The sequence below is a fragment of the Ectopseudomonas oleovorans genome (assembly GCF_003052605.1).
Lineage (GTDB): Bacteria > Pseudomonadota > Gammaproteobacteria > Pseudomonadales > Pseudomonadaceae > Aquipseudomonas > Aquipseudomonas oleovorans_A.
Genome location: NZ_QASO01000020.1, coordinates 1 through 10,170, shown reverse-complemented (window position 1 = coordinate 10,170; position 10,170 = coordinate 1). Strand labels below are relative to the sequence as shown.

Genomic DNA, 10,170 nt, shown 5'->3' with positions numbered 1-10,170 from the left:
GAAACTGCCAAAGCCAACGGGCAAGAGCCTTACGCCTGGTTGCGCCACATCCTTGAACGCCTGTCAGCGGCGAGCCGCGTCGAGGATTACGAAGCGCTGCTGCCGTGGAACTGCTCGCCAGCTTCTGCCTCTGCTTCCTGAAAAAACCGTCCGCCAGGACGGGGTTTATGGAGCGGTTACGCGAGTCCGATCAAAATGCTCATTTACAGCTCGTAAAGTCGAGCGCGACTCCGACCGTTTTTCGCCTATTTTTGCCTTGCATTGGCTGCCTCGCCTACGTTTTTCAACGGCCTGATAGAGCCCGTATGGTGCCGCTCTCTCAGGCTTTTCTCCGCGCCGGCACCCACCCAGACTGGCTTTCGCTTGCGCGCGGCTGAAGTAATCGCATCGTCACTCAGTTCGCCGGCCCCTCGAGCTGGCGCAGTGCAGGGCTGACGTCACGCTCCGTGTCCGTCTCAAAGCCTGGTGGTGCCTTGCCCTGCAGGTACCAGGCGAAGGCGATGATTTCGGCGATGCAGCGATACAGCGTCTCGGGAATCGCGTCGCCCAGCTCCAGGCGTGCCAGCAGGCGCACCAGCTCGGCATTCTCGTAGATTGGCACCTCGTACTCGCGGGCGATGGCGAGAATGGCCTCGGCCAGTTCGTCGTCGCCTTTGGCGCTGAGTACCGGCGCACTTTGTCCATCGTAATTCAGGGCAATGGCCTGGCGCGGTTCGGGCTGTGGCTTGCGGCTCATGCGGTTTCATCCACCCAGCGTTGTTCCAGCGAGGTCTTCGGGCCCTGCGGCGGCATACCCTGGCGACAGGCCAGCTCACCGACTTCCAGGCCGGCGGCCAGCAGGCGTTCACGCAGGTGACCGAGTTCGGCATTGATCAGGGTGGTGGTTTCTGCACGTTCGGCCCAGAGTTCGCTGGACAGGCTGCCGCGTAGCAGTTGAGCGCGCACTTGCAATGGGCCCAGGTGGGGGAGATCGAAAGCCAGATCGATACGCCAGACGGGCTCCTTGGGTTCGTTCTTCTCGGCGTTGCCCTCGCGCTCTTCACGTTGCAGTTTGATCTGTAATGGAATGATGTCCTGCTGATGGCGCATGGGCAGCTCCAGTTGCCAGGTGGTCAGCAGATTGCCGTTGGCGTCGACCTGGGTTTGCGCCAGGCTCGACAGTTGGTGGGTCTGCAGGCGTGAAATGGCCGCAGCGGCAAGTTTCAGCAACATCTCCAGATCGGCTTCGCCATCCTCCATGTTCTGCAGCAGGCGCGAGGGCAGGGGGAAGTTAAGCGCCTGTTGCCGCGCTGAGCCGTTGCTGCTGATGCCGAGCATCTGTCGCGCCATCGCGGGCAGGTTCTGGTTGATGGCGTTTTGCAAGCCGGCGAGTGTGCCGGCTGCGCCAGGTAGTTGTGGCAGTAGCTGCGCGATCAGGCGCAACAGGTTGGCTTTCAGGTCTTGTGGCAGAGCGCCAGTCTGGCCGTGCAGCAATTTGGCTTCGAGCAACATGCCGCTGCTTTCCAGGGCCTTGGCCAGGCCCTTGGCCGTGCTCAGCTGGCTGCTTTCGGGGAGCGCGGTGAGCAGTTTGTTGATGCTGTTGCGCAGGCCTTCGTCGCCCACGTTGAGGTTTTGCAGGCCTTTGAACAGCCCCTCCAGCGAGGCCTGACGATTCTGCTGGGTGGCCAGTTGCTGGCCCAGCACCAATTGATCGAGGCGGCCACTGAGCGGCAGAAAATTCAGGCTCTGACTGCCTTGCACCTGCGCGCTGAGCAGGCTGCCGAGTGGCAATGCCACGGGGCTGTCGAGCGCCAGTTTACTGCCGGCCAGTGGTGTATTGAGCAGGTTCACAACCAGGCGATAGAGCGTCTGCGCGCCTTGCGGCGGCAAGGCGTCGCGGCTGATGACCTTACCCTGGATCAGGGTGCCGGACGGTAACTGCTGCAGGTCGAGGCTGGTCAGCGGCTTGTCGCCGCCAGCCTGCAGGGCCAGGGCCAGGCGCGTATCGGACAGCGCAGTGACCACCAGCGCGCTGCCCTGAGCCAGCGGCCTGGCGCTTTCGGCCTGCAGCGTGGTCTGCTTGCCGCCTGCCAGCGTCAGTTTCAGCAGCAACTGGAAGCTTTGCGCCTGCTCGCGAATCGCCACGACTTCGGCCTTGGCGCTCTCACCAGCGGCCAGCATGCCCTCCAGCGGTTGCAGCAGTCGCACGGCCAGATCCGCTGCGTTCGCGGGGTTGCGAAGCACCGGTGCAGAGGGGGGAAGCGGGCGTGGGCTGCTGATTTCGCTCATGGGCTCTCGGGTATCTTGTGGCGTACCGCTATGCCAGCAGGCTCTATGGTCGTTTTACCTGACACAGATTAACACCCTGTCGAAAATGCTGACTGCGGGGACAGTGATGCGCCATGTATAATGCCGGCCCGTTGCGTAGCGCACTTCCGGCCCGCTTCAGTATAGCGGCCGGAGCACCGTCGACTTTAACCCTGCCAGGTATCGATGACCCGTCCCGTACCCCTTCTCGAAGCCGTGGCGCTCAGCTGTGAGCGGGACTGGCGCATGCTCTTCGAGCAGCTGCATTTCGCCCTGCAACCCGGTGACATGCTGCAGATCAGTGGCCCCAACGGCAGCGGCAAGACCAGCCTGTTACGCCTGATTGCCGGACTGCGCCAGCCGACTTCCGGCGATATTCTGTTGCAGGGGCAGGCGCTGAACGAGCAACGCAGCGAGCTGGCACGTAACCTGTTGTGGATCGGCCATGCTGCCGGCATCAAGGGCCTGCTGAGCGCCGAAGAGAACCTGGCCTGGCTCTGCGCCTTGCACCGTCCGGCGAGCCGCGAGGCGATCTGGCAGGCGCTGGAGGCGGTCGGCCTGCGTGGTTTCGAAGACGTTCCCTGTCACACCCTGTCCGCCGGCCAACAGCGTCGGGTAGCCCTGGCGCGCCTGTATCTGGAAGACACGCCGCCCTTGTGGGTGCTCGATGAGCCCTTCACCGCGCTGGACAAGAGCGGCGTGGCACAACTCGAAGCGCACCTGGCCGCTCATTGCGAGCGCGGCGGCGTCGTGGTGCTGACCACGCACCACAGCCTGCAGCACAAGCCGGTTACCTACCGCGATCTGGATCTGGGGCAACACGCCGCATGAGTAACGTCTTCACTCAGCTGCTGTCGCGCGAAATGCGCCTGCTTGCCCGCCGTCCCTCCGATCTGGCCAACCCGCTGGTGTTCTTCGCCATCGTCATTGCGCTGTTCCCGCTGGCGGTAGGGCCGGAGACGCAATTGTTGCAAACCCTTTCCCCCGGCCTGGTCTGGGTCGCAGCCCTTTTGGCCGTGCTGCTCTCGCTGGACGGGCTTTTCCGCAGTGATTTCGAGGATGGCTCGCTCGAACAGTGGGTCCTTTCGTCGCACCCCCTGCCTCTTCTGGTCTTGGCCAAGGTGCTGGCACACTGGCTTTTCAGTGGTCTGGCGCTGGTTTTGCTGGCGCCCGTGCTGGCGCTGATGCTCGGTCTGCCCGGGCGTTGCCTGCCGGTACTGCTGATTTCCCTGCTGCTCGGCACGCCGGTGCTGAGCCTGCTCGGTGCGGTAGGCGCGGCGCTTACCGTGGGTCTCAAGCGCGGTGGTCTGCTGCTGGCGCTGTTGATTCTGCCGCTGTACATCCCGGTGTTGATTCTTGGCAGCGGGGCGTTGCAGGCGGCTTTGCAAGGATTGCCGGCGAGCGGCCACCTGTTGTGGCTGGCCAGCCTCACTGCCCTGGCGGTGACCCTGACACCTTTTGCGATTGCCGCCGGTCTGACCATCAGTGTCGGCGAATAAGAACGAACCGTGATGTAGCCCGGAGGCAATCCGGGAGCTGTCGATAGCCTCCCGGATTGCCGCCGGGCTACCTGTAGATGATGAGCGATCTGAATGAACTGGACGTGGTTTCACAAGTGGGGTTCGCCCAAGTGGTTCTATGAGATGAGCGGCCGCTGGCTGCCCTGGCTCAGTGTCGCTGCCGTGTTGCTGATCGTTGCCGGTCTGGTCTGGGGCCTGGCTTTCGCACCACCGGACTACCAGCAGGGCAATAGCTTTCGCATCATCTACATTCATGTTCCGGCGGCTTTCCTGGCCCAGTCGATCTATGTGACGCTGGCGATCGCCGGCCTGGTCGGGCTGGTGTGGAAGATGAAGCTGGCCGATGTCGCCCTGCAGCAGGCTGCGCCCATTGGCGCCTGGATGACCGCCATCGCATTGCTCACGGGGGCCATCTGGGGCAAACCGACCTGGGGTACCTACTGGGTGTGGGACGCGCGCCTGACCTCGATGCTGATCCTGCTGTTCCTGTATTTCGGCGTGATTGCCCTGGGTAACGCCATCAGCAATCGCGACAGTGCCGCCAAGGCCTGCGCCGTGCTGGCCATCGTCGGCGTGGTCAATATCCCGATCATCAAGTACTCGGTGGAATGGTGGAACTCACTGCACCAGACCGCCACTTTCAAGATCACCGAAAAACCGGCCATGCCGATGGAGATGTGGCTGCCGCTGCTGCTGGCCGTGCTGGGTTTCTACTGCTTCTTCGGCGCCGTGCTGCTCTATCGCATGCGTCTTGAAGTGCTCAAGCGTGAAGCACGCAGCAGTTGGGTGAAAGCCGAAGTGCAGACATTGGTGGAGGGCAAGGCATGAGTTTCGCGTCGTTCTCCGAGTTTCTCGCCATGGGTACTCATGGTGTATTCGTCTGGAGTGCCTACGGCATCAGCCTGGCGATCCTGGCGTTGAATGTGGTGCTGCCAATCCTGGCGCGCCGCCGTTACCTGCAAGACGAGGCGCGTCGTTTGCGCCGGGAGAAGTCGAAGTGAATCCGGTTCGCAAGAAACGCCTGTACATCATCCTGACCATCCTCTGTGGTGTCAGCATCGCCGTCGCCCTGGCGCTGACCGCGCTGCAGGAGAACATCAACCTGTTCTACACCCCCAGTCAGATCGCCAATGGCGAGGCGCCCGAGGGCGCGCGCATTCGTGCCGGTGGTCTGGTCGAAGAAGGCTCGGTGAAGCGCTCCCCCGATACCCTGGAAGTCGACTTTGTCGTCACCGATGGCGCCCATGGCGTGACCATTCGCTACAGCGGTATCCTGCCGGATCTGTTCCGTGAGGGGCAGGGCATCGTCGCCCTGGGCCGGGTCAATGCAGAGGGCGTGCTGGTGGCTGACGAGGTACTGGCCAAGCACGACGAGAACTACATGCCGCCTGAAGTCATGCAGGCCCTGGAAAAGAGCGGAATGATGCAGAAGCACAATGAGGCCAAGGCCGCCAAACAAGGCTATCAGCAGGAGAGCGCACAATGATTCCCGAGCTTGGCCATCTGGCGATGATCCTGGCGCTGTGTCTGTGCCTGGTGCAGGCGACCCTACCGCTGATCGGTGCCTGGCGCGGTGACCACCAGTGGATGAGCCTGGCGCAGCCCGCTGCCTGGGGCCAGTTCGCCTTCCTGCTGTTCTCCTTCATCTGCCTGACCTACGCCTTCATGGTCGACGATTTCTCCGTCGCCTACGTGGCCAACAACTCTAATACGGCACTGCCCTGGTACTACAAGTTCAGCGCGGTATGGGGCGCGCACGAAGGCTCTCTGCTGCTGTGGGCGCTGATTATGGCTGGCTGGACCTTCGCCGTGGCGATCTTCTCGCGCCACCTGCCGGAGGAGATGCTGGCCCGCGTACTGGCAGTGATGGGCATGATCAGCATTGGTTTTTTGCTGTTTATGATCATCACCTCCAACCCCTTCGAGCGCTTGCTGCCGAATGCGCCAGCTGACGGCCGCGATCTCAACCCGCTGCTGCAGGATTTCGGTCTGATCGTTCATCCGCCGATGCTGTATATGGGCTACGTCGGTTTCTCGGTGGCCTTTGCCTTCGCCATCGCCGCATTGCTCGGCGGCAAGCTCGATGCTGCCTGGGCGCGCTGGTCGCGGCCCTGGACTACCGTTGCCTGGGCTTTCCTCGGTATCGGTATCGCCCTGGGTTCCTGGTGGGCTTACTACGAGCTGGGCTGGGGCGGCTGGTGGTTCTGGGATCCGGTAGAGAACGCCTCCTTCATGCCCTGGCTGGTGGGTACTGCGCTGATTCACTCGCTGGCAGTCACCGAGAAGCGTGGCGTGTTCAAGAGCTGGACGGTGCTGCTGGCCATCGCCGCCTTCTCCCTCAGCCTGCTCGGCACCTTCCTGGTTCGCTCGGGCGTGCTCACCTCGGTGCATGCCTTCGCCACCGACCCGGAACGCGGCGTGTTCATCCTCGCCTTCCTGCTGGTGGTGGTCGGTGGTTCACTGGCGCTGTTCGCCCTGCGCGCGCCATTGGTCAAGAGCCGTGTCGGCTTCAGCCTGTGGTCGCGTGAGACGCTGCTGCTGGTCAACAACATCGTGCTGGTGGTGTCGGCGGCGATGATTCTGCTTGGCACGCTGTATCCGCTGGTGATCGATGCCCTGACTGGCGCCAAGCTGTCGGTCGGCCCGCCTTATTTCAATGCGCTGTTCCTGCCTTTGATGGCACTGCTGATGGCGGTCATCAGCGTTGGCGTACTGGTGCGCTGGAAGGATACGCCGGTGAAATGGCTGGCCGGCATGCTGGCGCCGGTGCTGGTGGCCAGCGTGGTGCTGGCGGTGATCGCGACCTTCCTGCATGGCGATTTCCACTGGGCTGTGCTTGCAGTGTGCCTGCTGGCCTTCTGGGTGATCCTGGCGGGCGCGCGCGACATTCTCGACAAGACCCGGCACAAGGGCCTGCTCAAGGGGCTGACGGCCTTGGGCCGCAGTTACTGGGGCATGCAGATCGCCCACCTGGGTTTTGCCGTCTGCGCCGTCGGTGTCGTGCTGACCAGCCTGGGCAGCTATGAGCGCGATCTGCGCATGGCGCCGGGCGACTCGGTGGAGCTGGGTGGCTATCGTTTCCAGTTCGACGGTGCGGTGCACCACGAAGGTCCCAACTTCACGTCGGACAAGGGCACGGTGCGCGTGTTCGACGGCGAGCGGCAGATCAAGGTGCTGCACCCGGAGAAGCGTCTGTACACCGTGCAACAGACCACCATGACCGAAGCCGGTATCGATGCCGGCTTCACCCGCGATCTGTTCGTCGCCCTGGGTGAGCCGCTGGAGCAGGGTGCCTGGGCCGTGCGCATCCACATCAAGCCCTTCGTCCGCTGGATCTGGCTGGGTGGTTTGCTGATGGCGCTGGGCGGCTTCCTGGCTGCCGCTGACAAGCGCTACCGGATCAAGGTGCGTACCCGCGTGCGGGAAGCCTTGAGTATGCAGGAGGCCAGCGCATGAGACGTTTGCTGCTACTGATGCCGCTGCTGGCCTTTCTGGCGATTGCCGTATTTCTCTATCGCGGTCTGTTCCTCGATCCGTCCGAACTGCCTTCGGCGCTGATCGGCAAGCCATTCCCGGCCTTCAGCCTGCCGTCGCTGGACAATCCCGAGCGCACGCTCAGCGAGGCCGACATCAAGGGTAAGCCGGCTCTGGTCAATGTCTGGGCGACCTGGTGTCCGGCTTGCCGACACGAGCACCCGGTGTTGAACAAGCTGTCCGAGGCTGGCGTGGTGATCCATGGGGTCAACTACAAGGATCAGCGCGAGGCGGCACAGCAATGGCTGCGCGATCTGCACAATCCCTATCAGCTCAATATCGAGGATGCCAAGGGCAGCCTGGGGTTGGACTTGGGGGTATACGGCGCGCCGGAAACCTTCTTCGTCGATGCCAAGGGCATCATTCGCCACAAGTTCGTCGGCACCATCGATGAGCGGGTCTGGCGCGAGACGCTGGCGCCGATCTACCAGCAATTGGTTGACGAGGCCCAGCCATGAAGCGTTTGTTGATTTCTGCCGGTTTGGCGCTAGGGCTGTTGGCCAGCGCGCATGCCGCCATCGATACCTTTGAGTTTGCCAACGACGCCGAGCGTCAGCGCTACCGCAGCCTGATCGAAGAACTGCGCTGCCCGAAGTGCCAGAATCAGAACATCGCCGACTCCGATGCGCCGATCGCCACGGACTTGCGCAACGAGATCTTCCGCATGCTCGAAGAGGGCAAGAGCAACGACGAGATCATCGATTTCCTGGTTTCCCGCTATGGTGATTTCGTCCTCTACAAACCACCACTGACCAGCCGCACGCTGCTGCTCTGGTACGGCCCGGCCGGCATGTTGGTAATCGGCTTCGGCGTGCTTGGCGTGATCCTCATTCGCCGCCGCAGCCAGAACAAGGACCGTTCAGCCGCAGGCCTCTCCCTTGATGAGCAGACGCGCCTCGCCGCATTGCTCGAGCAAAACTCTCAGGACAACAAAGACCGATGATCGATTTCTGGTTGCCCGCCGGGCTGCTGTTGCTGACTGCCCTGGCGTTTCTACTGATTCCCGTGCTGCGCATTCGCAAGCTGCAGGCTGAAGAAGACCGTACCGCTCTGAATGTCACGCTCTATCAGGAGCGTCTGCAGGAGCTCGAAGCCCAGCGCCAGGCTGGCGTGCTCGACGATGCACAGATGGAGGCCGGCCGCGCCGAGGCTGCGCGCGAACTGCTCGATGACACCGAAGGTGTGCAGCGTCGCAGCAGCGTACTTGGCGGCAAGATTCCGCTGATTTCGGCGTTGCTGGTGCCGGTACTTGGCGTGGCTCTGTACCTGCACTGGGGTGCTGCCGATGAAGTCGTGCAGGCGCGCCAACTGGCCGCTGCGCAGCCACAGAGCATCGAGGAGATGACTGCGCGCCTGGAGCAGACCGTGCAGCAGCAGCCGGACTCCGCCGAGGCCTGGTATTTCCTCGGTCGTACCTACATGGCGCAGGAGCGTGCCGCAGATGCTGCCAAGGCCTTCGGGCGTGCCGTGGACGTCGCCGGACGTGCGCCGGAGCTGCTCGGTCAATGGGCGCAGGCGCTGTATTTCGCCGAAGGCAAACAGTGGAACGAGCGACTGCAGGCGCTTACCGACGAAGCGTTGCAGGCTGATCCGGAAGAGGTCACCAGTCTCGGTCTGCTGGGTATCGCTGCCTACGAAAGCCAGCGCTATGCCGATGCCGTGCGCTACTGGGAGCGTCTGGTCGCCGTGTTGCCGGAGCAGGACCCGTCCCGCGCGGCCATCGCCGGTGGTATCGAACGTGCCCGCCAGCAGATGGCTGAGGGCGAGCAGCCCAGCGCTGCAGCCGAGCCGGACGCCAAGGTTCAGGCACTGCAGGTCAGCGTATCGCTGGCGCCCGAGGTGCAGCAGAACGTGCAGCCGGACGATGCTGTGTTCATCTTTGCCCGTTCCCTCAGTGGCCCGCCGATGCCGTTGGCGGTCAAGCGCCTGAAGGTTTCCGACCTGCCGGCGCAAGTCAGCCTGTCGGATGTGGACGCGATGATGCCACAGCTGAAAATCTCCCAATTCGATCAGGTGCAACTGGTGGCGCGTATATCGCGCGCCGGCAATGCCACTCAGGGTGAGTGGATCGGCCAGAGCGGTCCTGTAGCCAACACGGCCACTGACGTACAGACGCTACTGATCGACAGCCGTGACGGGCAGGTCCAGTGAGGCGCCTGGCACTGATTTGCCTGCTTGGCCTTGGCCTGAGTGGCTGCGTATTGCAGCAGCCGGCTGCACCGGTCGGTGATCTGCCACCGGTGCAGCAGCCCTCACATCCGCGCTACGCGCCGCCGCCAGGGGTGAACAGCCACTGGAACCCGGCGCTTGGCGTGTATGTGATCGAAGGTCGGCGCCATCTCTATTATCGCGAGCGCGTCTTCTATCGTTGGGATGGCGGCTGGAGCTGGTCGCCACAGGCCGGCGGGCCATGGCGGGATACCGACAGCTCCGGCATTCCTCCGGGGCTGTTCCGCCACTATCAGAATCGCTGATCGCGGGATAGGGCGGGAGCAACCCGCCGCATTTCAGATAAGACTTCTCGGGTCGTCTTTCGTAGGCACTTCGGCGCGAAGGTTTTGGCTTTGCGCCGTGCTTGATTCGCCGCGCGGCGTGGCTCCTGTGCCGCTCCATGTCGAAATCCTGCCCCGTGGCGAAGCTTTGCCGTTGCGGCGCGCTCTCGATTCGCGGCGGGGCGCCGCTCCTACGGGTAGGGGTATTCCGGGTTTCTGTGTAGGAGCCCCGCCCCGTGGCGAAGCTTTGTCGCTGCGGCATTCTCTCGATTCGCGGCGGGGCGCCGCTCCTACGAGTAGGGGGTGTTCCGGGTTTCTGTGTAGGAGCCCCGCCCCGG

At 63.2% G+C, this 10,170-nt stretch carries 13 protein-coding genes; 11 read left to right on the top strand and 2 right to left on the bottom strand.

What is annotated here, in order from left to right:
- Nucleotides 1-141, top strand: a 141-nt coding sequence (locus DBO86_RS03305) for a transposase domain-containing protein (protein WP_146173178.1), incomplete at its 5' end; no start/stop codon positions are given.
- Between the two features lie 253 nt (nt 142-394).
- Here DBO86_RS03305 and DBO86_RS03300 read toward each other — a convergent pair.
- Together DBO86_RS03300 and fliK are read right to left on the bottom strand one after the other, a co-directional pair.
- Nucleotides 395-736 carry an EscU/YscU/HrcU family type III secretion system export apparatus switch protein gene (locus DBO86_RS03300; RefSeq protein ID WP_108232976.1) on the bottom strand — a complete coding sequence of 114 codons (342 nt, stop codon included), beginning with the start codon at nt 734-736 and terminating at the stop codon, nt 395-397.
- A complete protein-coding gene (fliK, locus tag DBO86_RS03295; RefSeq protein ID WP_108232975.1) occupies nt 733-2,268 on the bottom strand; it encodes a flagellar hook-length control protein FliK in 1,536 nt (511 codons plus the stop codon). Before fliK ends, DBO86_RS03300 begins: the two co-directional genes overlap by 4 nt.
- Nucleotides 2,269-2,472: 204 nt before the next feature.
- Between fliK and ccmA the strand changes: the two genes are divergently transcribed.
- The 10 genes from ccmA (at nt 2,473) to DBO86_RS03245 (ending at nt 9,814) form a co-directional block, all read left to right on the top strand.
- Nucleotides 2,473-3,117, top strand: coding sequence for a cytochrome c biogenesis heme-transporting ATPase CcmA (ccmA, locus tag DBO86_RS03290; RefSeq protein ID WP_084340994.1), 645 nt, complete (start codon nt 2,473-2,475; stop codon nt 3,115-3,117).
- Complete coding sequence (ccmB, locus tag DBO86_RS03285; protein WP_003460796.1) at nt 3,114-3,785, top strand: heme exporter protein CcmB; 672 nt, start codon at nt 3,114-3,116, stop codon at nt 3,783-3,785. The genes ccmA and ccmB overlap by 4 nt, the downstream gene beginning before the upstream one ends.
- A gap of 93 nt (nt 3,786-3,878) precedes the next feature.
- A complete protein-coding gene (locus DBO86_RS03280) occupies nt 3,879-4,634 on the top strand; it encodes a heme ABC transporter permease (protein ID WP_108232974.1) in 756 nt (251 codons plus the stop codon).
- Nucleotides 4,631-4,807: a heme exporter protein CcmD gene (gene ccmD, locus DBO86_RS03275; RefSeq protein WP_108232973.1), complete on the top strand. Its 177-nt coding sequence runs from the start codon at nt 4,631-4,633 to the stop codon at nt 4,805-4,807. Before DBO86_RS03280 ends, ccmD begins: the two co-directional genes overlap by 4 nt.
- A complete protein-coding gene (gene ccmE, locus DBO86_RS03270) occupies nt 4,804-5,292 on the top strand; it encodes a cytochrome c maturation protein CcmE (protein WP_108232972.1) in 489 nt (162 codons plus the stop codon). The genes ccmD and ccmE overlap by 4 nt, the downstream gene beginning before the upstream one ends.
- Nucleotides 5,289-7,262 (top strand): heme lyase CcmF/NrfE family subunit, encoded by a 1,974-nt coding sequence (locus DBO86_RS03265; protein WP_108232971.1) that lies wholly within the window; start codon nt 5,289-5,291, stop codon nt 7,260-7,262. Before ccmE ends, DBO86_RS03265 begins: the two co-directional genes overlap by 4 nt.
- Nucleotides 7,259-7,798 carry a DsbE family thiol:disulfide interchange protein gene (locus DBO86_RS03260; protein WP_108232970.1) on the top strand — a complete coding sequence of 180 codons (540 nt, stop codon included), beginning with the start codon at nt 7,259-7,261 and terminating at the stop codon, nt 7,796-7,798. The genes DBO86_RS03265 and DBO86_RS03260 overlap by 4 nt, the downstream gene beginning before the upstream one ends.
- Nucleotides 7,795-8,283, top strand: a complete 489-nt coding sequence (locus tag DBO86_RS03255; RefSeq protein ID WP_108232969.1) for a cytochrome c-type biogenesis protein — start codon at nt 7,795-7,797, stop codon at nt 8,281-8,283. Before DBO86_RS03260 ends, DBO86_RS03255 begins: the two co-directional genes overlap by 4 nt.
- Nucleotides 8,280-9,491, top strand: a complete 1,212-nt coding sequence (gene ccmI / locus DBO86_RS03250; protein ID WP_108232968.1) for a c-type cytochrome biogenesis protein CcmI — start codon at nt 8,280-8,282, stop codon at nt 9,489-9,491. The genes DBO86_RS03255 and ccmI overlap by 4 nt, the downstream gene beginning before the upstream one ends.
- The gene (locus DBO86_RS03245) at nt 9,488-9,814 is read left to right on the top strand and encodes a hypothetical protein (RefSeq protein WP_108232967.1); all 327 of its coding nucleotides are present in this window, start codon (nt 9,488-9,490) and stop codon (nt 9,812-9,814) included. Before ccmI ends, DBO86_RS03245 begins: the two co-directional genes overlap by 4 nt.
- Nucleotides 9,815-10,170: the final 356 nt, after the last annotated feature.